Origin of the sequence: Labrenzia sp. PHM005, assembly GCF_006517275.1 — a bacterium.
Taxonomy (GTDB): domain Bacteria; phylum Pseudomonadota; class Alphaproteobacteria; order Rhizobiales; family Stappiaceae; genus Roseibium.
Genome location: NZ_CP041191.1, coordinates 1,085,904 through 1,110,269 on the forward strand (window position 1 = coordinate 1,085,904; position 24,366 = coordinate 1,110,269).

At 55.2% G+C, this 24,366-nt stretch carries 20 protein-coding genes and 1 tRNA gene; 12 read left to right on the forward strand and 9 right to left on the reverse strand.

Annotated features, from left to right (window positions below; genetic code table 11):
• Window positions 1-179 precede the first annotated feature (179 nt).
• The 4 genes from FJ695_RS04815 (at window position 180) to FJ695_RS04830 (ending at window position 2,340) form a co-directional block, all read left to right on the forward strand.
• Window positions 180-254, forward strand: a tRNA-Gly gene (locus FJ695_RS04815).
• A 520-nt stretch (window positions 255-774) separates the two neighbouring features.
• Complete coding sequence (locus FJ695_RS04820; protein WP_141184379.1) at window positions 775-1,146, forward strand: hypothetical protein; 372 nt, start codon at window positions 775-777, stop codon at window positions 1,144-1,146.
• Window positions 1,143-1,703: a TetR/AcrR family transcriptional regulator gene (locus FJ695_RS04825; RefSeq protein ID WP_141184380.1), complete on the forward strand. Its 561-nt coding sequence runs from the start codon at window positions 1,143-1,145 to the stop codon at window positions 1,701-1,703. Before FJ695_RS04820 ends, FJ695_RS04825 begins: the two co-directional genes overlap by 4 nt.
• A 127-nt stretch (window positions 1,704-1,830) precedes the next feature.
• Complete coding sequence (locus tag FJ695_RS04830; RefSeq protein WP_141184381.1) at window positions 1,831-2,340, forward strand: hypothetical protein; 510 nt, start codon at window positions 1,831-1,833, stop codon at window positions 2,338-2,340.
• A gap of 51 nt (window positions 2,341-2,391) precedes the next feature.
• On the opposite strand, the gene ggt is transcribed toward FJ695_RS04830, so the two are convergent.
• Window positions 2,392-4,140 carry a gamma-glutamyltransferase gene (ggt, locus tag FJ695_RS04835; protein WP_141184382.1) on the reverse strand — a complete coding sequence of 583 codons (1,749 nt, stop codon included), beginning with the start codon at window positions 4,138-4,140 and terminating at the stop codon, window positions 2,392-2,394.
• A gap of 186 nt (window positions 4,141-4,326) precedes the next feature.
• On the opposite strand from ggt, the gene FJ695_RS04840 reads away from it, so the two are divergent.
• Window positions 4,327-4,674 carry a cytochrome c gene (locus FJ695_RS04840; RefSeq protein ID WP_141184383.1) on the forward strand — a complete coding sequence of 116 codons (348 nt, stop codon included), beginning with the start codon at window positions 4,327-4,329 and terminating at the stop codon, window positions 4,672-4,674.
• 50 nt (window positions 4,675-4,724) lie between these two features.
• On the opposite strand, the gene FJ695_RS04845 is transcribed toward FJ695_RS04840, so the two are convergent.
• Window positions 4,725-5,783 carry an endonuclease/exonuclease/phosphatase family protein gene (locus tag FJ695_RS04845; protein WP_209010925.1) on the reverse strand — a complete coding sequence of 353 codons (1,059 nt, stop codon included), beginning with the start codon at window positions 5,781-5,783 and terminating at the stop codon, window positions 4,725-4,727.
• Between the two features lie 27 nt (window positions 5,784-5,810).
• On the opposite strand from FJ695_RS04845, the gene FJ695_RS04850 reads away from it, so the two are divergent.
• Entirely contained in the window at window positions 5,811-6,203 is a 393-nt protein-coding gene (locus tag FJ695_RS04850) for a YchJ family protein (RefSeq protein ID WP_141184385.1), read from the forward strand.
• 61 nt (window positions 6,204-6,264) lie between these two features.
• Here FJ695_RS04850 and FJ695_RS04855 read toward each other — a convergent pair whose 3' ends face one another.
• Entirely contained in the window at window positions 6,265-7,032 is a 768-nt protein-coding gene (locus FJ695_RS04855) for an SDR family NAD(P)-dependent oxidoreductase (RefSeq protein ID WP_141184386.1), read from the reverse strand.
• Between the two features lie 110 nt (window positions 7,033-7,142).
• Between FJ695_RS04855 and FJ695_RS04860 the strand changes: the two genes are divergently transcribed.
• On the forward strand, window positions 7,143-7,706 hold the full coding sequence (locus FJ695_RS04860; protein ID WP_168206265.1) for a TetR/AcrR family transcriptional regulator: 564 nt from the start codon (window positions 7,143-7,145) through the stop codon (window positions 7,704-7,706).
• Between the two features lie 6 nt (window positions 7,707-7,712).
• Here the strand turns inward: FJ695_RS04860 and FJ695_RS04865 are convergent, their stop codons facing one another.
• From FJ695_RS04865 to FJ695_RS04880, 4 genes are all read right to left on the reverse strand, one after another.
• Window positions 7,713-11,105 (reverse strand): error-prone DNA polymerase, encoded by a 3,393-nt coding sequence (locus tag FJ695_RS04865; RefSeq protein ID WP_141184388.1) that lies wholly within the window; start codon window positions 11,103-11,105, stop codon window positions 7,713-7,715.
• A complete protein-coding gene (locus FJ695_RS04870; RefSeq protein WP_141184389.1) occupies window positions 11,102-12,811 on the reverse strand; it encodes a DNA polymerase Y family protein in 1,710 nt (569 codons plus the stop codon). The genes FJ695_RS04865 and FJ695_RS04870 overlap by 4 nt, the downstream gene beginning before the upstream one ends.
• A complete protein-coding gene (locus tag FJ695_RS04875) occupies window positions 12,693-13,688 on the reverse strand; it encodes an ImuA family protein (protein WP_141184390.1) in 996 nt (331 codons plus the stop codon). The genes FJ695_RS04870 and FJ695_RS04875 overlap by 119 nt, the downstream gene beginning before the upstream one ends.
• A 120-nt stretch (window positions 13,689-13,808) precedes the next feature.
• Complete coding sequence (locus FJ695_RS04880) at window positions 13,809-14,996, reverse strand: helix-turn-helix transcriptional regulator (RefSeq protein WP_141184391.1); 1,188 nt, start codon at window positions 14,994-14,996, stop codon at window positions 13,809-13,811.
• A gap of 546 nt (window positions 14,997-15,542) precedes the next feature.
• Between FJ695_RS04880 and rplS the strand changes: the two genes are divergently transcribed.
• On the forward strand, window positions 15,543-16,013 hold the full coding sequence (gene rplS, locus FJ695_RS04885; RefSeq protein WP_141184392.1) for a 50S ribosomal protein L19: 471 nt from the start codon (window positions 15,543-15,545) through the stop codon (window positions 16,011-16,013).
• Window positions 16,014-16,199: 186 nt separating this feature from the next.
• On the opposite strand, the gene FJ695_RS04890 is transcribed toward rplS, so the two are convergent.
• Together FJ695_RS04890 and FJ695_RS04895 are read right to left on the reverse strand one after the other, a co-directional pair.
• Window positions 16,200-16,787, reverse strand: coding sequence for an imm11 family protein (locus FJ695_RS04890; protein WP_141184393.1), 588 nt, complete (start codon window positions 16,785-16,787; stop codon window positions 16,200-16,202).
• Between the two features lie 190 nt (window positions 16,788-16,977).
• Entirely contained in the window at window positions 16,978-17,565 is a 588-nt protein-coding gene (locus FJ695_RS04895) for an imm11 family protein (RefSeq protein ID WP_141184394.1), read from the reverse strand.
• Window positions 17,566-18,611: 1,046 nt separating this feature from the next.
• On the opposite strand from FJ695_RS04895, the gene leuC reads away from it, so the two are divergent.
• The 4 genes from leuC (at window position 18,612) to FJ695_RS04915 (ending at window position 24,195) form a co-directional block, all read left to right on the forward strand.
• Entirely contained in the window at window positions 18,612-20,024 is a 1,413-nt protein-coding gene (gene leuC / locus FJ695_RS04900; RefSeq protein ID WP_141184395.1) for a 3-isopropylmalate dehydratase large subunit, read from the forward strand.
• Between the two features lie 293 nt (window positions 20,025-20,317).
• Entirely contained in the window at window positions 20,318-20,875 is a 558-nt protein-coding gene (locus FJ695_RS04905; protein WP_141188578.1) for an HNH endonuclease, read from the forward strand.
• A gap of 380 nt (window positions 20,876-21,255) precedes the next feature.
• On the forward strand, window positions 21,256-22,662 hold the full coding sequence (locus tag FJ695_RS04910; protein ID WP_168206266.1) for a TadE/TadG family type IV pilus assembly protein: 1,407 nt from the start codon (window positions 21,256-21,258) through the stop codon (window positions 22,660-22,662).
• A gap of 204 nt (window positions 22,663-22,866) precedes the next feature.
• Window positions 22,867-24,195, forward strand: a complete 1,329-nt coding sequence (locus FJ695_RS04915; protein ID WP_141184397.1) for a pilus assembly protein TadG-related protein — start codon at window positions 22,867-22,869, stop codon at window positions 24,193-24,195.
• The last annotated feature ends 171 nt before the right edge of the window (window positions 24,196-24,366 follow it).

Consider the following 24,366-nt stretch of genomic DNA (forward strand, 5'->3'; position numbering starts at 1 on the left):
AGGCCAGGGCCGTCACGAAACCAGCCAAATTCCGCCATTTCCAGAGGTCTATTGAGCCGGAAATCCACAAAAAGACAGCTAAAAATTTTTCTGCAGATTCGGTGTTGCATTCTGTTTCGGCTTAGTCCATATACTGCGCCACCGACGACGGGGCAAACGCTCTCCAGTCGGGACACTATGCGGGTGTAGCTCAGGGGTAGAGCACAACCTTGCCAAGGTTGGGGTCGTGGGTTCGAATCCCATCGCCCGCTCCAATTTCACCGAAGGGTGCGAAAGCCAGTTGCAGACCATGCAGCTGGCTTTTTTCGTTTGTACTCTAATTTAGTGAAAATTTTCAATTTGATTGAGATAATTCCGGAATACAACTTTAGAGAAAGTTTATTTCCCTCATACTAGTTTCCCCGTGCAAACTGCGCATGGCGAATTTGTCAGTGGTTCTCCAGCAAGGCGCATATGTAACTGCTTCAAATGAAACTTACGCAGCGGATCCAATCGGTTCCGCTGCTTTTTCGTTTTGAGCTCCCTCGCGCCAGGTCTTCTGGACAAAGATTGCTGTCTGATCTCAAATAGATGCCTGAAAAAATCTCTCAACGAACTTATCTATCTGGCCACCAGTGAATTCGTGATTTTGCGGCCGGGCATTTTTTGACGAGACGAAGTTCAAGACGATTTCCTTACTAAACTGAGACCTGATGACGCAGCTATGAATAGCGCTTGCAGTTTCGATGACGATTAACATACCATAAGGTATGGTATGTAATTGGAGTGGATACTATGAATGTCTTTTTTGGGGTGGCGGCTTTTCTGTCGGCAGCTGTGTTTTTAATCCATACGTTTTTGGGTGGGCGGACGATCGCTGTGCCGTTACTGAAGGCACAGGATCTGCACCCGGTTCCCAAATTGACGAGCTACTACTGCTGGCACATTGTGACGATCACCCTTGCGATCGTTTCTGGCATGTTTGTCTATGCAGCTTATTCGCAAAGCGGCACCGATCTCGGATGGGCGGCGACGCTATTGACGCTTGGATACTGCCTTCTTGGTCTTTGGGTGCCGGTGGCGAAGAGTCAAACCTATAAAAATATGCCACAAGGCTGGTTGTTTCTGCCGATTGTGATCATGGGGGTTTTGGGCGGCAGCACATGACTCAAAAGAAGCGGTTTGGAAAAGATGATTGGATAACGCTGGGATTCCGCCAGCTGATCAAAGACGGGATCAATGGACTTACCCTTGATGCCCTTTGCCGGACTGCTGGCCGCACCAAAGGATCCTTTTATCATCACTTTAAGGATCACAACGCGTACCTGGTCGATCTCGTTGAAGCGTGGAAGCAGCAAAACACCCTGGATGTCGCGGCAGAAACGATGGCGGACGATCCGGCAACCCAGGCCCAAACGCTGGCGAACCTGGCAACGCACCTCGACCATGATCTTGAGCGGGCCATGCGCCAATTTGCGCAGGTTCATGAAACGGCGCGCCTTGTGGTCCGGCAGGTTGATCAGATCAGAACCAGCTTCATTTTCGGTCTATACCGGGCGCAAGGACTGGATAAAGAGGCTGCAGCGGATATTGCAAAAATCGAATATGCAGCCTTTGTCGGGGCCCAGATTGTCTGGCCTGAAATGACACCTGAAGACCGTCTTGCCTTGGATAAGCGGTTTGCCAAGATGGTTCAAAACTGCCAAAAATCCGATTTTCAGTAAGATCAAACGTCAAAAACCGAGATTTTCTCCTTGGCATCAGCACAAATGCGCTCAGGCGTAACCAAGTTGCAAGGACTCTCCTGTATAGAATTGCGGATGTAACCGAGTTCCTGAATAGAAGTTTGATATGGCTGCGTTTCGCCAACCTATTACCGCAATCGTGATCGCGTTCTGGTTCTGCTTTTGGCTGCTGAACGGGCTCGATAAGTTTTTCGCCCGCCAAGACGTCGGGTTTGTCCATTGGTGGGGCAATCATCGTGTCGAAAAGTTCACGATGTATTTTGACCGGCTGGCGATCGATCCGGCCTATGTAACTGGAACGCTCATCTTTGCCGGGATCATCGAATTCCTGGCAGCAGGTATGTTTCTTGTCGCAGGCATCCGGCTTGTTCAAGGCAGGCCGGGTGCGGCTTACCGAACAGACCTGGCGATCGCAGCGTCCGTCGCTGTGTTCTTGGGGTTCGCAATCTTCGACGTGATTGTGGGGGACCGGGCTGAACTGCTTGAGCATTCCACCTATATCGGCGTGTTGCTTGTGTCCTTCCTGGCGGTCGCGGCTGAAAGTTTCTTCCGCCATTTGAAGGACCTGGACGGTGACAGCACCATCAATCGCACCTACCCGCCCGAAACCCGATAGGTCGACAGGATCTGGGGCAGCCATTGGCGGCTGCCCCATTCTCTTTAGGGTTTAATACCCTGCCGTCAGAGCACCCTGTCGGCGCGGGTCGGAGGCGCCGGCCAGAACACCGCTCACTTTCATGATCGACTGGGTCGAGCCCATGACATTTTTGAGCGCAATCTTGTGGCCTCGGCTTTCCAGGATCCGGATCGTGTCTGGAGACAGGCCTTCTTCAATCCGGATTTCATCCGGGAACCACTGATGATGAACCCGCGGCGCGGCTGTTGCTTCCGCAATGTTCATCTGATGATCGATCACATTCAAGATGATCTGCAGCGTGGTCGTTATGATCCGGCTGCCGCCTGGAGATCCGGTAACCAAAAACAGGCCGCCATCTTTAAACACCAGAGTTGGGCTCATCGAGGATAGCGGCCGTTTGCCACCTTCAACGGCGTTGGCTGTTCCGCCGATCAAGCCGTAGGCATTCGCCGATCCCGGCTTGGCGGAAAAATCATCCAGCTCGTTGTTGAGCAAAACGCCGGTTCCATCCGCCGTCAGGCCGACACCGTAAGAAAAGTTGAGCGTATAGGTGTTGGACACCGCATTGCCGTCTTTATCGACAACTGAATAATGCGTCGTTTCGTTGCTTTCATAAGGGATAGGGTTGCCCGGTGCGACATCTGTTGATGCGGTGACAGCGCCCATATCGATTGATTGTGCCAATCCAGCCGCATAGGCCGGGTCTGTCAATCCTTTGACCGGAATGTCCGAGTAGTCTGGATCACCGAGATACTTCGACCTGTCCGCATAGGCCCGGCGTTTGGCCTCTGCCATCACATGAATGCTGTCGGCAGAATTCAAGCCGTACTCGCGCATCGGATAGGCTTCGAGCATGTTCAAGATCTGAACGATATGTATGCCACCGGAAGAGGGCGGCGGCATGGAGGCAATTTCATATCCCCGGTAAGCGCCGGTCACAGGGGTTCGCCAAACTGGCTCATAGGCCGCCAGGTCTTCGACCGTCATGCCGCCGCCGGAAGCTTTTACTTTCGCCGCAATTTTTTCAGCAACGTCGCCTTGATAAAAGCCGGTCGCTCCTTTTTCAGCGATCAAGCGCAATGTCTTGGCAAGATCGGATTGTTTGAGCGTTTCACCCGGAAGATAGGGAACAATTCCAGCTTTGAAGAAGATGGCTGCCGTCGCTGGATCTTTGCCGAGCCGTTTGATCCGGGCGGCGAGTGAGGAGGATAGATCGGGCGTCACTTCAATGCCGTCTTCAGCCAGTGCAATGGATGGCGCGATCAACTCTTCCCAAGTGACATTGCCGCTGCCGTGTTTTTCAAAGGCAGCTGCAAACCCGGCGACCGTGCCAGGCACACCAATCGCGAGCCCGGAAAATCGGGACTTTTGATTGTCCGGCTCCCCGTCTTCGCCCAAAAACATGTCACGAGTGGCGGCTGCCGGCGCTTTTTCCCGGTAATCAAGCGCGTCGGTTTCGCCGGTCGCGGCCTTGTGGATCATCATAAAACCGCCGCCGCCAAGATTACCGGCGCGTGGCAGAGTGACAGCGAGTGCAAATCCAGTGGCGATAGCCGCATCAATGGCATTGCCGCCTTTTTCCAATATCGCGACACCAACCTTGGTGGCGACGGCTTCCTGGCTGGCGACCATACCGTTTTGCGCGGTCACCGGATGGAACCTGTCCTTACCGGAATAAATCGGTGTTTCCTGCGCAAGTGCCGGTACACTGCCAGTCAGGGCCACTGCCCAGCTCAAGCTGGCGATAGCCGCCGCTTGGATCAGCTTATGATGGATCATCCAGACCTCCCCTAATTTTCAAAACATTCAACCCTCGAATGTGGATAAGGAATATTGCGCGCGCAACAAACAATTGTGAAAAGTTGCTTTCTGACATTTGGACATGATTTGATACAGGACAAGGTATCGAATCGCCTGGACAGAGACATTGGACAGCGAAGAGCTGTTTCTTTGGAGGGAGTGGACATGGGTGACTTTTCTGGAATTTGGCGGAAAAAACTGAGTGCGCTTGCCTTGCTTCTTGGGGTCGCCACAGTTTTGACGCCCGGCGATGCACTGTCCGCTGACACCGTTGCCGGTAAGGCGCTGGCCTTGCAGTGGTGCGCGTCCTGCCATTTGGTGTCCAATGATCAGTCGAGCGCTTCAAGCGTGTCTCTGCCAAGTTTTTTTGATATGTCCAAGGACCCAAGCTGGACGGCCGAAAAACTGGCGACCTTTCTTGCCAACCCCCATCCGCAAATGCCGGATATGACACTCGGCAATATCGAGATCACCAATCTTGCCGCTTACATTCAGTCGCTGAATTCGAACTGATCGCTTATCCAGTTTGTTTTCTCTGGATGGCGGTGCAATCACTGCCAGCCTCAGGAAAGATCAAAGTCGACGCGCATGGCGGCGTGATATGATCCGGCGTAGTTGGGGTTGTTGCCTTCAAAAACCTCGTCCGGAAGTGTGGAATTGAACACCTCAATATGCCGGACCCGGTCCGTCATTGATTGACTGGCGAGCACATGATCCAGCGTTTGCGCCCGGCCCTTGTGAAGCACTGTTTTGCGCTGATCTAACGGCAGGGAGGCATCCAGCTGGAAAAGCTGGCGGCCGGCAAGATGTGGAACGCCGGTGTCATGCGGATCGGCACGCAACAGCCGGAGCGCCCGGGTTTCTCCCGTCGCGTTAAAGTCGCCGGTCATGATAATTTGGGCTTCATTGTCAGCATCAAACAGAGCTTCGGCGGCAAGGCGCAGCTCCAGCGCCTGGGCCGTTTGTTTTAGAACCGCCAAATGATAACCTTCCGCCCAGGCGGACACAGATGCCCAGCTGTTGCCAGAGATTTTGCCGCCGCGGATTTGGGCCGCGATCGGGGCTCGCAAGTGCACATTGAAAAGATGCAGGGGCCGTGGCGCGCCGATATCGATTTCGAGCTTCAAGACCGGCCGGTCAAACGAGATCGTTTGCGGTTCATCATAGGCTGGATCCGCTGAGTTCGGCCGCCACAGCGGTGGTTCCGCGTGCCGGTGATAAAGACTTTCAGCAGATAAAACCGGATAGCGTGACAGCACCACCAGATTGTGCCGGTCGCCTGGGCCTTTTCCGGAGGGGCGTAGACTGCCAGCCCGATGGTAGTCCTGATAGGGCGTCCCCTGGATTAGATGGTCCAGATCATGAAATTGGCGGCTGGGGGCTCCTTTGATTTTCTGAGCATTGACTTCCTGAAGACACAGAATATCGGCGTCGAGTTCCAGAAGCTTCGGCCGGAGCGCGGCGATCCGGCGGGTCAGAATATCTTCATTGATCTTGTCGGAACCAAAGGATTCCAGATTAAATGTTGCCAGTTTCATGAAGCCGCCGCGCGTGATCAGGATCTTGATCCGGGCAGCATAGCGTCCCCCTGCCAAGGGTGATAGGGAAAGCGAGGCGATCAATTTTGACAGCGAGTTGGGAAATTTGAAATGGATGAGGCGGCGTGTCCGTGCGGATCTGGAACCGGGTATTTTGCCTGTTGTGGGCCCTATCTGGAAGGCAGTCAGTTCCCCAAAACCGCTGAGGCTTTGATGCGCTCGCGCTATACGGCCTATGTGCGCGAAGAGATCGCTTATCTGAAAGACACCCTCTGGCCGAAGTTTCAAGCCAAGTTTGATTTTGTCGGCACTGCCCGCTGGGCATCAGAAAACCACTGGACGGGCTTGCGTGTTCTGGAAACGGACCAAGGTGGTGAAGAGGACCGGGACGGGATTGTGGTGTTTGAGGCCAAATACCTCGCCGGCGGCACCTTGCACACCCACCTGGAAAAAAGCCGGTTCAAAAAGAAATCCGGCCGCTGGTATTATGTTGAGGCGATTTGAGTTTTATGGGTCCTGACCTTAGGGCCGCCCTCCGCGTGGCGGCCCTAAGGTTTTTATAGGGTTAGTTGCGGCCTGCCATAACGCCGCCATCGACATCCCAGATCGCTCCGGTGACCCAACCGGCTTGATCCGACAAGAGAAAGTCGACAGCTGCTGCAACGTCCTCGGCCTTCCCAATTCTGCCGATCGGATGAAAAGCGTTAAATCCGTCTTGCAACGTCTTCGAGATCTCGTTTTCTGGAATAAACGCGCTGTAGATCGGTGTATCCACGACTGCCGGTGCCACAGCGTTGACCCGAATGCCATTGTCACCGAGTTCCATCGCCAAATGTTGCGTCATGGCGTGCAAACCTGCTTTCGCCATGGAATAGGCAGACGATGGGGTCGCTTTAACCGCTTGATGCGCCCACATCGAACCGAGGTTTACGATCGAACCAGATTGATGTTGAACCATGTTGCGTGCGACAGCCTGAGTGATCAGGAATGTGCCACGGTTGTACTGGTGATAGAGATCATAATCGTCGCTCGAATGGTCCAAGAACGGCTTGGGGCTGAAATATCCGGCCGCATTGACCAGATAGCCGATTGGATGTGCAAACCCCTCGATCCGTTTGACCAAACCGGTGACGTCATCTTGGTTTGTCACGTCAGCTTGCCAAGTTTCGACCGGGACGTTGTCCGTACTTGTGATTTCTGATTGCGCTCGTGCCAGTTTGCTTTCGTTTCTGCCAATCAGGATCAGCGGTATGCCGCGGCTTGCCAGGTTTTTGGCGATCGCTAGGCCCATTCCGGATGTTCCACCTTGGATGACTGCGTAGGGGCTTTTCATTTCATTACTCCGTAATCTATCTACAGATAGGTAAGTTCGATTTGCCTGATATGGGATTGTGGGATTGTCTTTCAAGACCTATCTATCGATTGATAGATTGTGAGGGTGATATGAGCCGGAATGCTGCAGTAACCGAAGAGAAAATCTTGGATCTCGCCGAAAAGATGATCCGGGATAATGGTTATAATGGATTCAGCTTCCGCGAGATTGCGTCAGGCATTGGCGTGAAAAGCTCAAGCGTTCACTACTATTTTCCGGCGAAATCAGATCTTGGGGTCAAAGTCGCAAATCGGTATTCGGAACGGTTTATGGATGCGCTTGGGGATCCTGCGGACGCGCCAAAAACTGCCGAGGCGGTTCTGAACAAAGTCCATGGCCTTTTTGTTTCCGCGCTTCAAAAGGATGGCCAGATGTGTTTGTGCGGTGTTTTGGCGGCGGAAACCCCTGGTCTGCCCGTCGATGTCGCGATGGAAGCCAAGGCTTTTTTCGATCGCGTGACCAAATGGCTTGTTGTCAGTCTGAGCCGGACCGACTGGGGTAAGGGCCGCCCAGAAGACGACCTACAGGCGCAAGCGCTATCTACACTGGCTCTTCTGGAAGGCGGCATGATGGTTGCTCGCGTTCAGGGTCGACCGGATCTCCTTGCGTCGATGAAACCGCAGCTTGCCGATTGAGCGTGTTTAGTGAAAATTCCGCCCGCCGGGCAAGGCCTTCAAGGTTTGCTGCGTAACAGCCGAATCCGTGTGCGGCTTGAACTTGACGACATCCTGGCGGAGTTCGGGCACCTCCCGGACCAGCTGGACCAGGCGGCTGGCCGGTTTGATTTTTTCGGTGAGCTCAATCACAGGCCGTTTAACTTCATCAGCCCGGGCAAGGCCTGCATCATCGAGAGATTTGTCGGACAGGTCGGCCAAAAGATCTGTCACATCCTCAACGTGGTCGGCGACCACGTGAATGACCTCGGCTTCATTTTGTATGCGCCCTGTAACTTTCAAAAACCGCGCCCCCATGACCAGTGGCCGGTACTTCTCAAAAACCTTGGGCCAGACGATGATGTTGGCAATGCCGCCTTCATCCTCAAGGGTCAAGAAGATCACACCCTTGGCTGAACCTGGGCGCTGGCGGACCAGGACCAATCCGGCGACCGAGATCTGGCGGCCTTGGCGGATGTCCGGCAAGTGCATGCAAGGCACCACTTGGCGGTTTTTCAAGGCCGAACGGGCAAAGGCGACCGGGTGCGCCTTTAAAGACAAGCTGAGGCTCTGATAATCGGCCATGACATGAGCCCCCGGCAGCATCGGCGGCAAGTCAGCGTCCGGCTCAGGCCGCAGGTCACCAAGATCGGCCAGATCAAACAGCGGCAACCGGTCCTTTTGGTTGCCTGTTTCCAACCCTTGCGCGGCCCAGACCGCGGCCCGCCGGTCCAGTCCCAGCGAGCGGAAGGAATCGGCTTCGGCAAGGCGCAGGATGACCGGGCGGCTAAGGCCGGATCTGAGCCAGAGATCGCGGATGCTGTCATAGCCGTCGCCGCGCTGGTCGATCAGCTTGTCCATATCGTCCTGTTTGAGGCCTTTGACCGTTCGAAAGCCAAGCCGGACCGCGTGATCGGTGCGTACGATCTCGTCCATTTCCCGGTGGCGGGGGTGCAGATGCCGGGCCGCTTGCCAACCGGGTTCCAGCTTGGCATCCCAATCCGACAGGTTGATATCGACTTCACGCACATCAACGCCGTGTTCGCGGGCGTCCCGCACCAGCTGGCCGGGGGCATAGAAGCCCATGGGCTGGGAGTTTAACAGCGCGGCACAAAAAACATCCGGATAGTAGGCCTTGATCCAGGAGGAGGCATAGACCAACAGGGCGAAACTGGCCGCATGGCTTTCCGGAAAGCCGTATTCGCCAAAGCCTTCGATCTGGCGAAAACAGCGTTCGGCAAAGTCCCGGTCATACCCGTTTTTCGCCATGCCTTCGATCATCTTGGTCTGGAAGGTGCCGATGGTGCCGACCCGCCGGAAGGTTGCCATGGCCCGGCGCAGCCGGTCTGCTTCGCCTGGGGTAAAACCGGCCGCCACAATGGCGATCTTCATTGCCTGTTCCTGAAAGAGCGGCACACCCATGGTTTTGCCGAGCACCTCTTCCAACGCCTTGCTCGGATAGGTCACCTTTTCCTTGCCCTGCCGGCGGCGCAGATAAGGGTGCACCATGTCGCCCTGGATCGGGCCGGGGCGGACAATGGCGACCTCAATCACCAGGTCATAAAATTCTTGAGGCCTCAGCCGGGGCAGCATGGTCATTTGCGCCCGGCTTTCTACCTGAAAAACTCCAACGGAATCAGCCCGGCAGAGCATGTCGTAGACCGGCTTTTCCTCGGCGGGAATGGTCGAGATGGTGAGGTCCTGGCCATAGTTTTCCGACAGCATGGTGAGCGCCTTGCGGATCGCCGTCAGCATGCCGAGTGCCAGAACGTCGATCTTTAAGATCCCAAGGGCATCGAGATCATCCTTGTCCCATTCGACCACGGTGCGGTCTTCCATGGCCGCGTTCTGGATCGGGATGACCTCATCGAGCCGGCCGCGGGTGATGACAAAACCGCCGACATGCTGAGAGAGGTGCCGGGGAAAACCGATCAGCGTGCGGGCAAGGTCCAGCATTTGGGTGATCAAAGGATCAGACGGATCAAGCCCGGCTTCACGCACCTGGGCTTCTTCTGTTCCAGCCGACGAGCGTCCCCACACCGTGCCCGAAAGCGATGAAATTGCATCTTCTGACAGCCCGAATACCTTGCCAACCTCGCGCAGCGCAGAGCGGGAGCGGTAGGTGATAACGGTGGCAGCAAGCCCCGCGCGCTCGCGGCCATATTTGGCATAAATGTACTGGATAACCTCTTCGCGCCGCTCATGTTCAAAATCGACATCAATATCCGGAGGCTCACGCCGTTCCGGCGAAATGAAGCGCTCAAATAGGAGATCAGCGCGAGTGGGATCCACCTCAGTGATGCCAAGGCAAAAGCAGACGGCGGAATTGGCGGCTGATCCACGCCCCTGACACAGAATTCCTCTGGTGCGGGCAAAACGGACAATGTCATAGACGGTCAGAAAATATGGCGCGTACTCTAGTTCTGCGACGAGCTCCAGCTCGTGATCGATGGTTGTCTGGATTTTTTCAGGGACGCCGTCCGGATAGCGTCGCCGGGCGCCTACCGCCGTCAGCCGTTCCAGCTCTGCCTGGGGCGTGGCGCTCATCCCAGCGGGTTCTTCCGGATATTCGTAACGAAGATCATCCAGGGAGAAACCGACTTCTTCCAGGATTTTCAGGCTTTCGCGTAAAGGCGCGGGATCATCTTCAAAAAGCCGTAGGAGTTCACTGGCCGGTTTTAAGTGGCGTTCGGCATTTTGCTGCAGTTGCCGGCCGGCGGTTTCCAGACGTTCATGCAGACGGATGCAGGTCAGAACATCTTGCAAGGGGCGGCGCTCCGGCGCGTGATAGAGCGTGTCGTTGATGGCCAGCATTGGTACACCAGAAACTTCTGAAAGCTCACGGGCAAGGGCCAGCCGCCGCCGGTCTTCTGCCTGGCGGTGGAGCGCCACGGCGAGGCGCAAGGCTCGGCCAAAACGAGCCTTCAGCCTTGTCAGCACAACAAGGAGAGGGTCTTGATCTGGTAGTCCAGCCGGTAGGATCAGGGCTATCGGAGACTGAGCTTCAAGCATCTCCAGATCGTCCAATGTTAGATGACAAGATCCTTTTTCGGCCCGCCGGTTGCCAATGGTCAAAAGCCGCGTCAGTGCACCATAGGCCGCGCGGTCTTTGGGCCAATAGAGAAGATCCGGGGTATCGTCCAGAAAGGCCAGACGGCAGCCAGGCACAAATGGCACGGCGGTTTCCTTGGCCGCCATATGCGCCCGGACGACGCCTGCCATGGAGTTGCGGTCACACACGCCGAGAGCGGCGAGTTTCAAGTGCCCCGCCTGAAGCGCCAGTTCCTCCGGATGTGAGGCGCCATGCAGAAATGAAAAATTGGTGGCCGCACAGAGTTCCGCAAAGGCGGGCGGCTCAGCAATGGAGGTTCGGGCCGTCATGCGAAGAGGCCTTGCAGATACCAGCGCGGCCGGGCGGTTTCACGCTCATAAAGGCCTTCCCGGTACAGCCAAAACCGGCGGCCGTCTGTATCTTCGATGCGGAAATAGTCGCGGGTGACGCCCTCCTTGGCCTCCGATGGCCGGTCGGCAGCCCCAATCCACCAGGGCGGAGCAATGCGCTCCGGACCTTCGGAGCGTGCGACTTGATAAAGTCCGCGCCGCCAGCGGAACCTCAAAGGTGGGCCATCCGGCACCATGGCAAGGGCTTCGACCTCTTCGGCCGGATCGATCAACCGTAAGGGGCGGGTCATTAGGCCGGTATGCCAAAGCGCGTCTGCCGGCGGCCTGTAGACATCAGAAGCCTCTTCAGCAAAAGCGAGCTGGGCGCTGACGGTGTTGGGCTCCTGATGATGTTTGGGCAAAGCTGCGCTGCTCAGATATCCGGACCAGGCAAGCGCCTCTTCATGGGCGAGGGCCACAGGCACAAATCCGGTCTGGCTTTCCGGGATATGCCGGTCGATCGGCAAAAGCCGGGTGATGCGCTCAAGACCCAGGCGGGCGCCGAGCCGGTCGACCAGATCATCCAGGCTTGCGCCGGTTTCGGCTGTACCGGCCGCACACAAGGTGTCTTGAACCGCTGGGGCTTTATCGGCCATGAGGACGTCCAGACGGACGAGGTCAAAGCCAAAACCTGCATCCACGACGCTTTCATCGGCTTTTAGCTTTTCGGCAAACAGCCGGAGGATCCTTTGGGGAGCGCGCAAGGGGCTGCTGGTGCCGACTTTGAATTTTTGGACCGCACCATCGACCCGAAAGAGGGTGAGTTCAAACATCCGGCCGCCCTCAACCCGCCGCTCCAGCGCCTTGGAAACTTGGCCTGCCAACGACAATGCCACCGCCTTGACGTCATCGATCCTGGAAATGGGGTCGAAAAACCGCCGTTCAGCGGAAATCAGGGGGGCTTCGAAGCGGGGTGAAATTGCTTCTCCCTGAACCCCGAATGTCTGATCCAGCCGTAGGATCAATTGCGGACCAAAGCGATTGGTAAGTGGGGCCCGCGGGCGCTCGTAAAGCTGGCCAATGGTTTTGAGGCCGACCTGGTTCAGGCCGGAAATGACCCCTGGCGAGATTCGCAAGGCGGCCAGCGGCAGGGACGCGAGCGCCTCCCGCTCACCGCCGTCCTTCAAAACACCACCGGAACCGAAGCGGGCCATGCCCCAGGCAGCCCCAACAGTTCCGGCGATCGCACCGGCAACGCAAAACCCCTGCCGGTCCAGCCGCATTAAGACATCCCTCAAAAGTACGTCTTCACCGCCAAAAAGATGCGCGCAGCCGGTGATGTCCAAAAACAGGCCGTCCTTGCCATCCAGCGCCACCAGCGGCGTATAGCGGGCGCACCAATCGGCCAGGGTCCGCAGCAAGGCCGCGTCTTTGTCCGGCTCGGCGTCCTCGCACAGAAGATGGGGGATCCGGGCCCGTGCATCTGCCTCCGTTTCCCCGAGGCGCAAGCCGCAGGCCCTGGCGGTCTCGTTCAAAGAAACGATCCGGCGGGCATTCCGGATCTTGTCCAGAACAACAAGCGGTGGTTCAACCTGCCGGGCGGAAGGTGTGGAGTTGACCCGCAAGCGGCGCAGGATCCGGTCGCAGGGAAGATCCGCGATCCAGAGCGAGAGAATGCGCTGGCGCGGCAAATGTTCGTCTCGCATGGTCCCACTCCACGGTCAGGCGGCCGGGACGGCCCTCCCGGTTCCGCGTTAAATTTACAGTCCAGGCAGGCGCCCCAAGGCCTGCATGCGGTCCTTCTTCCAAGAACTCTGGCGGCCTGGAGGCGGCCGGAGCAATTTGCCAGCGGGTCAGCGCTGCTGTCGGCTCCTCCACCGCTCCATGACGGAGCAAAATGACCGGAACGGTGCTGCGGCCGCTGCGCAAGGCAATCCGGCGGCTTGCGGTCAGCCCAACCGGGCGCTGTTCGCCTTGAACCTCCCCAAAGACGGCGGCAAGGGCGGAACAGGAAGCGCCTTCCTCTAAACACCAAAGCAGCTCGTCCAGCCGCTTGGCCCGCACCACGATCAACCGGGCCGGATCAATGCCAAAAGCAAGCAGTCCGGCACCATGAAAGTGCCCGGATTCCTGAGTTGCCCTGACATCCTGAACAATCAGGGCCGGTCCCGGCCTTAAGTCCAGAATTCGGGCCAGCACGGCCAGAGCAAACCCGCTCAGCGCGCCGGCATTGCGGCTTTCGGCGCTGACCAACTCATGCAGCGCGCCTAGCTTTAAGCCGTTCCCGGAGCTGCCGCCTTCCGGCCGGAACAAGCTGTCCAAAGCCTCCAGGCCCAAAAGACACCGGCCGTCTGGTTGATACGTTTGCACTTTTGGTTGCCCGGCTGTTCCGGGCCGGTCTTGTGCCTCTGCTTCCCCTCCGGTGTCCGGGACGTGGGGAGAAAAAGTGTCCGGCCCCTGCGGGTTGGCGGCGGTCGCAGGGGCCGGACCAAACTGCGTCTCAAAGGGGAGGCGTCCCTCAAGATCCGCAATGCGGCGACGCAGCTCGGCAAGAGATGTGCTATGGTCTGATGCTGAAGACATTGTGCACGTTGGTTCCAATCACGGTTGTTTTTGTTCTCTATTTGTTCTTATTGATTCCGGAGAACGGCGCGAGAGTCAAGCAGCTTTTTGATGAAACATTCCCATGAGGGTGCCTCAGCGTCAGATCGTGTTGCCGCTTGAGCCTGACGGACTGCTAAAAGTCTCCAAAACAGCCGGACCGGACATGCGCGATAGAAGCTGGCTCGCCAAGCGGACGATTTCCGTTTGTGAGCGGGTGCCGGTCTTGGACGTGGCGCTGGCCAGCTGGTTGCGGGCCGTGTGATAGGAAATCCCAAGCCGGCCGGCCGTCTCCCGCAAAGAGCCACCATACATCAGCTCCTGCACCAGGCGGCTTTCGCCGTCCGTGATGCCGAAGGCCATTCGGAGCACCTCACTGGAGGGGCGCGGCGTATCGGCCGGATCGAAGATTGTCACCAGCAGGGGCATGGAGTGACTGAGAAAGGGGGCAAGTGAGGGATGGAGCTGGTCCTGGAGTTTGATCGGCAGGACAAACAGGAGAGGTCCGGCTTCCCTTCTTCTGGCCAGGCTGACTGGACCCACCGGCAGCTGGGCGAGATGCGCCTTGTGCACGCTCGCCTCCAGCACCTTTTGAACGGATCTGTCTGCCGCACACAGCTGGATGGACCGGTCGATATGAAACCTGCGGCCACCACTGGTCGCGCTGTCCGCATGGCTGTTCATATGCAGAACCTTACATTCCGGCGTCACGGCAAAGGCCGCTGCGGGGATCTGCTCCAGCCAGAAACCGCCCGCCTGCACCTGAATTTCGCGCTGTTTTACCTCCATCAGCAGACGGAAGGCGCCCTGCAAATGCGGCCGCAGAGTTTCGAACAGGCGCAACACATGATCTTCTTCGCGTTGTTTCATGCGCTTGGGCAAATTGGCGGCCACAAAGGCCGAATCCTCGCCCTGACGGTGTAAAATGACGCCGAAGGCCCGGTTGATTTCACCGTGTTTTTTTAAGTGTTCATCAAAAAAATCAGTCCGTTCAATATCTTCCGGGCGAAGAAACTCACTGGTGACCGCAACCCGCGATAAAGAGCATTTCAACGCTATGGGTGGGAAAGGGTTTGGAGATTCAGCTGCGGCAATCTCTTCAATGGCGTTGGGCCCGTAATTGAACATTGCTCCTTCATAGAGCGAATTCCGGTAAACGCATTGAGCCTGATAGGAGAGCGGCAAATCCGGATAGGTCTGCGCAAGATCCGCCAAGACACTGGAAAGTCCGCCGTCTAAAAGTGACGATGAGTAAAGTTTATAAAGCAGCGTCTCCAAATTTGCTGTCATTGCAATACAGCTCTCAAATTACCAAAGAATCAGGCCTTGAAAAGAAAACCATAGCGCAATTGCATCATGGGTAGAAGTCTCAGGTCATGTAAACTAGAGGTGTTCAAGAGCGGGAGGCCCGGCAAATCCACCGTTTCGGATCCCGGCCGGAGCTCACGCAGCCAACATGCTTTTGGAGGGCTGCCCGGTTTTGGGCATATGTTTGAAACTCTTTTTGTCTGACGGCGGTCTCCGGGCCGCCGTTTTTTTGGGCGCGCTTCCAAGTCCAATCTCAAGCACAGCGGTTTTGACGTGGCTCATCTGCAGAAAACCGCAGAATCTTCATGACAACGGCCCAATAATCCTGTATATGCCCGCCCAAGTTGGATGAATGCATATCTTCTGATCAGGAGATCTGTGTTCTGGGCTGCGTCTTTTGCAGGATGTCAAACCCCATAAAAATCCAGCGGATATGCAACATGGCCCAAAGCTGGTGAACCCGTTCTTGGCTCCGTTTGATGAGGCAGGACGCTCTGACCGCTTTGTAATTGAAAAGGGAAAAATGCCATGAACATCATCGAGCAGCTCAATGCTGAAGAAATGGAAAAGATCGAAGCTCAGCGTAAGCTTCCTGAATTTTCCCCGGGCGACACTGTCCGCGTTCTGGTGAAAGTCACCGAAGGCAACCGCACCCGTACCCAGGCGTACGAAGGTGTCTGCATTGCCCGTTCCGGCGGCGGCATCAACGAAAGCTTCACTGTCCGTAAGATCTCTTACGGCGAAGGTGTTGAGCGTGTGTTCCCGATCTACTCCCCGATGCTGGAAGGCGTAGAGGTTGTCCGCCGCGGTAAAGTCCGCCGTGCGAAACTCTACTACCTGCGCGACCGCCGCGGTAAGTCCGCCCGTATCGTTGAAAACACCAACGCCCGCTCCAAGCGCCTCAACGAGGAAGCCCGTGCGGAAGCAGCTGCAGCCAAGGCTGCAAAAGCTGAAGCCAAAAAGGCAGAAGCGGAAGCTGCTGAGAGCGCTGCTGAATAAGCAGCTCTCGACAAGAGTTTTAAAAGCGGCCCCCGGAGACATCCGGGGGCCGTTTTTGTTTATGCGAAGATGTCTTTGAGCCTTCACGCTCCTTCAATCCTGAGACGCCGCGAAAGCGGTGTTTCGAAGGAAAGAAGAACAACAAGAGGCCGTCTAGGGATAAGGGCGAGGCGGCAGCCAAGCGAACTACGGTGCGGTTTCCTCGTTGCAATCGAACAGTTGGAAACCTCGCCCCAGCCTAAGTTTTTTCAGAGTTTTGATAAGTTCGTTAGAAAAAAACGTATCTTGATAGCCGGCATATTTTTCTTTCCAGAGATGCTTACCCGCGATTTTCTCCCGGTCTAATGTCATCAAGTGATCGGTTTTCGGAAAAGTAACGTAGTGCTCGCCAGTCGCAGAAACTCCGCTGTTAAAAGCAGTGCGCTCGAAGATGACGGTATCTAGCGTCTGCCCGACCTGCAGAAAATAGTGCGGTTCAGGCACTCGTTTGCCATCGGCGTACACAAGGTCTGTCGGCAGCCAGTTATGAATACCTGGTTCCAGACTTTCCACAATGTCCTTGAATCGCTCCGAGACTATCCAGCTACCTCCCGCTCCCATAACGAATAAGGCAGTTTGAGAGATTTTTCCGCTAATGATTACACGCGGCGCGACTTGGTCTGGCGTCAAGCGTGGTTCAGAAACAGAAATCTTTCCCATCATCTCGGGACCTTTCGGCCCATATTCGTATTTCGTGCGGGCTTTACTCGGATATAGATCCACGCGCCAAGCCATCCCTCATGCCCTCCCGCGCTTGCCAAGGGTGGCGCGGCCAGCTCCCGCCCGGGGTCCCAAGGTGTCGTCCCGGTCTTGCGCCGGGATCCACTCACATGTCCGCTTGCCGCACCGGTTCAGTTTCACGCGCAAAGCTCTTGGAACGTGTGGATCCCGGATCTCCGCTCCGCTGCGTCCGGGACGACAGGGCTCATAAAAATACCTCGTCGCAAATCAGCGGCTGAAAACAGTCGCGATAGCCCAGTTCTTTGATTTTTCCGAAAAGTTCATTCGACAGAAAAAAGTCGCGATAACTGGCTTTTTTCTCTTTCCAGAGATGGCAACCTTTTGTTTTCGACTTATCCATCACCACCGAGTGGTTCTTGAAATTCAGAAGGAACGCTTTGCTGCCATCGTATCTGTCGATCTCCTTATGATCAGACCGATCGAGAGCAATAGAATCCAAATCCTGCCCGTGTTGCAGGAAGTGGTAGGGCTCTTTTGCCGGAGCCCCTTTGGAAAAGACAAGCTCCGTTGCGAGGAAATTGTTAACCCCGGGCTCAAGGCTTTCGACGAGATCCTTGAACCGTTGGGACACGATCCACTCACCGCCACCGATGGCAAGGACAAACCGAGCGCAATCGGAAATATCTCTGTCGAGCGTTACACGAACAGGAACATCATTTTTTGTGAACCTCGGTTCAGCGTGCGATAGGATTCCCTTTTTGGGTGGTCCGTCAGGCCCCCATTCCTCTTCTCTAATGAACTCTTCTATCGGCACGTCGACAAGCCAAGCCATGCGTCATGCCCTCCCGCGCTTGCCAAAGGTGGCGAGGCCAGCTCCCGGCCGGGGCGACGGCGCAGCCGGATCTGTCTGCTTCAGTGCGCGCAGGGTCATAAAACGGTCAGTCATCAAAAGTCTTTCCAAAAGTCCTGGCAAAATATTTGGGAGGCGCTGATCTGGGCCGTGCGGACGGGATTGAGAAAAGCTAGCCGCCAATCTGAAATCAACCGTAAATTGTTTTTGTGGCTTTTGAGGAAAGTGTTGTGTCCGAACGAGGCCTGTCCGGGTCAGCCGACAGGCCTTCTCCACCTGGTCATCAACGCACTGCTTTGATGACGGCTAAGGGGATGGCAAGCCTCTGCCACACGCACCGTCGTCATTGCCCGGCTTGACCGGGTAATCCATGCCGTGACGGAGCCGCAAACAGGGCCGTGCTGTTTGGAGACGCAACGGAATGGATCCTCGGGTCAAGCCCGAGGATGACGTCGTGAAAGTAGAAGCATTGCCGCGATGGTGGACCGTCATCCCCGACTTGTTCGGGGATCTACTCTCAGTTCCGCTTGTTGAAGGATTGGAAGGTTTTACTAACGCTCTGCAAACGAGTGGATCCCCGGTCTTCGCTTCGCTGTGCCGGGGATGACAGCCGGGAGGGTGGCCGCAGCGGCTTCGACGAAGATCTCGAAGCGGTGTTCCAAAGGACAGATGGAAAACAAGAGGCTGCCGCGGACTTGATCTTCCTTCTTGATCCGGGGCAAGGCCAGACGGGTCCCGGATCAAATCCAGGACGGCGCTGGGACGGATGCGGCGGTTCTTTGCTCCTTCACAGGATAAGAGGGAGACCCAATTCTCCGCTGAAAAATGAGCTTCCTCCGCTCCAAAACCGGCTCCGGTCAAACTCAGTTGAATTCAGCTCAACTTGGAATGCTTGACCTGAAGGCGGAGCTGCGCCATTGACTGGGCAGATTTTAAAAGTATCCCCTGTCCGGGAGAGGGCAGTGAGAGGATCAAGGCTAGCTGCGCGAACCAAAACGCGCATGGCCGGCCTGACTGAGGAGAGACCCATGGCCAAAGCACGGACGCTTTACGACAAAATCTGGGACGACCACGCGGTCGACATGCAGCCGGACGGAACCGGCCTGCTCTACATCGACCGCCACCTGGTCCATGAAGTCACCAGCCCGCAGGCGTTTGAAGGTCTGCGCATGGCCGGCCGCAAGGTGCGCCAGCCGCAAAAGACACTGGCCGTTGTCGATCACAACGTGCCGACCACCGACCGCCGCCATGGCATTGATGATCCGGAATCCGCGCTGCAGGTGGATACGCTGGCAAAGAATGCGGCCGAGTTCGGCGTCGAATATTATTCCGAGCTGGATATGCGCCAGGGTGTCGTTCACATCGTCGGTCCGGAACAGGGCTTTACCCTGCCGGGCATGACGATCGTTTGCGGCGACAGCCACACCTCCACTCACGGCGCCTTTGGCTCGCTCGCTCACGGCATTGGCACGTCGGAAGTGGAACACGTTCTGGCAACCCAGACCTTGATCCAGAAAAAAGCCAAGAACATGCTGGTCAAGGTCAACGGCCAGATCCCGGACGGCGTTACGGCCAAGGACATCGTTCTGGCCATCATCGGCAAGATCGGCACGGCCGGCGGCACGGGGTACGTGATCGAATATGCCGGGGAAGCCATTGAATCCCTGTCCATGGAAGGCCGCATGACGGTCTGCAACATGTCCATCGAGGGCGGTGCGCGCGCCGGTCTGATCGCGCCGGACGCAAAGACCTTCGAATACATCAAGGGCCGCCCGAAAGCACCGAAAGATGCGGATTGGGACAAGGCAGTTGCTTACTGGAAAACCCTGCATTCCGATGCAGAAGCCTATTTCGACAAGGTCATCGAGCTGGATGCGGCCAATTTGCCGCCGATCGTCTCCTGGGGCTCTTCCCCGGAAGATGTCGTTTCCGTTGAAGATGTCGTGCCGAACCCGAACGAAATTGACGACGAAAACCGCCGCAAATCCAAAGAACGCGCCCTGGAATACATGGGGCTGGAGCCGGGCACCAAGATCACTGACATCAAGATCGACCGCGCCTTCATCGGGTCTTGCACCAACGGCCGGATTGAAGATCTGCGTGCCGCTGCCGCGGTGATCGGCAATCACAAGGTTGCCAGCGGCGTCAGCGCGATGGTTGTTCCAGGCTCCGGCCTGGTGAAGGAACAGGCGGAAGAAGAAGGCCTTGATGTCATCTTCAAGGAAGCCGGGTTCGAATGGCGTGAGCCGGGCTGTTCCATGTGCCTTGCCATGAACGCGGACAAGCTGGCGCCGGGCGAACGCTGCGCGTCGACCTCGAACCGGAATTTTGAGGGCCGCCAGGGCCACAAGGGCCGCACACATCTGGTGTCGCCTGCCATGGCCGCAGCGGCTGCGATTGCCGGTCACTTCGTCGACATTCGCGATTGGACGGCGAACTGATTCGGCGTCAAATTGTGAAAAAATCGGAAAGGGCGCGTCAAAGCGCCCTTTTTTCTTTGTGAAGAAAAAATGCCTCGACGCGGGAAACCGGTTCTGGGTTCTTACTATAATTCATACAGTTATTTACCAAGCTCTCCTGGAAACCGGCAGGTCCAGGCAGCTTCAAGAAATGAAAGCACCGGTCTTCACAAGACTGTCACCTCGGCACTACAATACTCGCATCGCAAAAGGACATGATCCGTTGTTCCTTTGACCGAACACCGGACCATCCGAAGAAGCGTGAGGAGTGGAAGGTGACGATAGCGGTATCGCCGGGAACTCATCCGGCGTTGGTACTCAATGCAGATTACCGGCCATTGAGTTACTACCCCTTATCTTTATGGTCGTGGCAAGACACCATAAAGTCCGTTTTTCTGGACCGGGTGAACATCGTCGCAGAATATGACGCGGCGGTCCGAAGTCCGAGCTTCGAATTCCGATTGCCCAGCGTCGTCTCCCTAAAAACCTTCGTCAAACCCAGCCGGCACCCAGCCTTTACCCGCTTCAACGTATTTCTCCGCGACAGATTCCAGTGCCAATATTGCGGCACAAAAGAAGAATTGACCTTCGATCATCTGATCCCGCGCTCCAAAGGGGGCCTGACCACCTGGGACAATGTGATCACCGCCTGCTCCCCCTGCAATTTAAGAAAATCCAACAAGTCCTGCCAGCAGCTCAACATGTGGCCGATGCACATGCCGTTCCGGCCGACCATTCAGGATCTGCACAACAACGGCCGGGCCTTCCCGCCGAATTACTTGCATGAAAGCTGGATGGATTTCCTTTATTGGGACACCGAGCTGGAACCCTAAGGCCAGCATTTCTCAGATTGCTGCCCTTTGCCTCACCCGAAGGGCCGGGCCTGCGGCGCCCAATCCTCAGCGAAAACCCGCCTTGATGATGCACCAGCATCACCTGCGCCAGATTTTCTTGATTTTGAAGGCAGCAAATCCCGGCGAAATACATCTCCAATTCGTCCACACGGCCTAGTCCCTTTCACGATCAGATTGAAAGGCCCTATCCGCGTTCGGGGTGTCCCGGGCAAGCATTATTGTTGCCCTTAGGTAAACTAAAAATTGTCCTAACGTCAATTTACAACCCATTAACATGATGCTTTTTACAATGCTCTATCTGCCTATGGTGAAACAGATAGCGGTAAATAGTTCGCATGCGAATATTCCCAAGGGGAAGCTTGGATCGCTTCAGGAAGGATCAGGAAGGCGCCATTCTGCCGGTGTTCGCGCTCATGGTCATTGTTCTGGTGGTGATCGGTGGTGGGGCGATCGATGTTAGTCGTGCAGTAAACGCGCGAGAAAAACTTTCCTATGCGCTCGATGCTGCCGCTCTCGCAGTGGCAGTGGAGCTGTCTGGTAGGGAAATGACCGATGATCAGGTTCGGAGATACTTGCAAGACAGCTTCAATGCGAACCTTAAGGCTAGCGATTGGAAGCAGACGGCTATTAATAACATAGCCGTCGACATCAACCCAGATGAAGGCCAGGTGACTGTTTCGTCTCAGGCTTGGCTGAAAAACTATTTTATATCGATAGCCGGATACGGGATTGACCAGATTGGCCCAGAAAAATTCGCCTTTGGGACCAGCGCGACAGTGAACTACAGCCGGTTCAACGTCGAAATAGCCGTGGCTTTAGACGTAACAAACAGCATTGGCACTGTCCCAGGCGGACTTAATAGCGTGAAAAGTGCAGCACAACGCCTAGTCGATATACTAGTCCCAGAGCAAGGAGGACAGCAAAACTCGAAAGTTCGATTATCGGTTGTGCCCTATTCATGGGGTGTAGCTGCTCCAGGTTACGTTAATAAATTGATTGTGGAGGGTCGAAAAGACGGTTCCCGATGCATCACTGCCAGGGCGAACTCTGCACGCTTCAAAGAAGGCCCCTACTGGAACAATTTTGGTAACACGGGATTTAATCAGGGATCACAACGATTTTATTATATCTCATATGACAGGTGGTATGGGCCGCAAACAGACTGCCCATTCACGTCAGTCCAACCGCTTACGGCTGATAAGCGAGACCTGACAAACACAATCAGAAACTTGCAATTGGTTGGCGGAACAGCTGGTCAAGCCGGTGTGGCTTGGTCGTGGTACACTTTGTCACCAGAGTGGTCTCCAATCTGGCCAATTGAAAGTCAGCCACTACCATACCAAACTGGACCGAAAGCCAAAAATCGAAAGATTGCAATCTTAATGACGGACGGCGAAACCAATACTTACTGGGATTGGGAGCGCGTCGAAAGGCGGCAGTGTAGGTGGAGGGGCGGGAACAATTGGGATTGCACAGGCCAAGACCGCTGGGAATGGACCCAAAGGGGGTGGTATGCACTTCCATCCTACAATGTCCCACCTGTTCAGCGTGCATTGGAGTTCTGCCGTTTGATGAAAGCCAAGGGTATTGAAGTTTATTCCGTTTTTTTCCAAACGGGGACTGCTGCAACGCCTCACGGATTGCGATTGATGCAAGAATGCGCCAGTTCCACTGATCACTATTACCGGGCGGACAATAGGACAGAGTTGGAAGGTGCTTTCCAAAACATCGCAAAGAAGATCCAAAAGATCTATCTATCACGCTAGAAGGTCTTGAGTGCTGTAGGCTTAACCTTGATTCGGACGAATTGCCTGGGTATTTGAATTGGAACAAGTCCCTAAGAGCAGATTGAAAATCAGTAAAACTTTATGAAAAGTCGCCTTTTAATTTAAGGGCTTAGGTACTTTTCTTTAGCGGCAATCCCGTAGAATGCCCTTGGGGTATGTTTGGAAACGGGATCGCGTGGCTCAATGTTCAAGGCCTATCTAAAAAAACTCCTGCAGAACGAAAACGGCGCCATTCTGCCGATATTTGGTGTTTTGGTCGTTATTCTTGTGGTGGTTGCTGGCGCTGCCATAGATGTTTCCCGGGCTGTGAACGCGCGCGAAAAACTCTCTTACGCGATCGATGCAGCTGCACTTTCTGTTGCCACCGATTTGTCGACATCTGTTCTGACCAATGAGCAAATCACCGACCGGATAACGGCCTCGTTTCAGGCCAATCTCACAGGCGCTGAATTTCTGGATACAGCCATCGACAACCTAAATTTTGTTGTCGACAGTAATGAGGGCACTGTCACCGTTGCGTCGAGCGCGAGCCTTTCCAATTATTTTCTGAATATCGGCGGTCTAGGCGTTGCGGCATTTGGACCGGAGACATTTGCCTTCGGCACAAGTGCCCAGGTGTCTTATTCCCGGTTTGATGTCGAATTATCACTGGTTGTTGATGTGACCGGTTCCATGTCCGATGAAATCGATGATCTTAAAGATGCAGCTGAAGCCGTGGTCGACATTCTTATTCCGGAAACGACAACAAATTCCAAAGTTAAGATTTCCATAGTGCCATATAGCGTGGGCGTTAATCTGGGAGTTTACGCAAATACAGCAACCGCAGGATTAAGCGACCGCTGTGCAACGGAGCGTGATGGTGCCGAGAAATACACCGATGCAAGCTATTCCGATCAGCCGGTTGGAGACGGCTCTGGCACATATCGATCTAGAGAGTGTTCTGATTCTGAAATCCTGCCTCTAACAGACAACCGGACGGCGCTGCTCAACTCGATCAGTGCATTAGACACCGATGGATATACCGCAGGACAAACAGGGATTGCCTGGGGCTGGTACACTCTGTCGCCAAACTGGGCCGATCTATGGCCAGTGGGGTCCGAGCCGGAACTTTATACCAACGATGAAGTGCTCAAATTCTCTCTGATCATGACGGATGGTGCTTTTAACACCTATTATGATCTAGAAACCCTCACGAAAAATCAGTGTCAAAATCACAGTTATTATGACGACACTTGTTATAACGGAACCAACGACTATTGGATTGAATATCCCAGCTCCGGACTGTCCGGCGAGTCCTCACAGCGGGCAATTCAACTGTGTACACAAATGAAGGCCACCGATATTGAGTTGTTTACCGTCTATTTTGGAACAAATGGATCGTCCAATGGCGCTCAAGTGATGCAAGCCTGCGCCGATACAGGCAACTATTATCAGGCCTCGTCGTCCTCAGATCTTATTCAGGCGTTTTCAAACATCGCAAAAAAAATCCAGCAGATCTATTTGTCGCAATAGAAAGCAGACCGACGCGCGGCGGACCTCATAGAAAACACACTGCAAAATCAGATGAATGGGCCGGTGATGTTCCTCTCAAGAGGTGGAGTTATTTCAAAATTTAAGAAAATTAGAGTTTCGATTTAATGGTTTAGGTACTTTTATTTAGTAGCAATCTCGTAAGATGCCCTA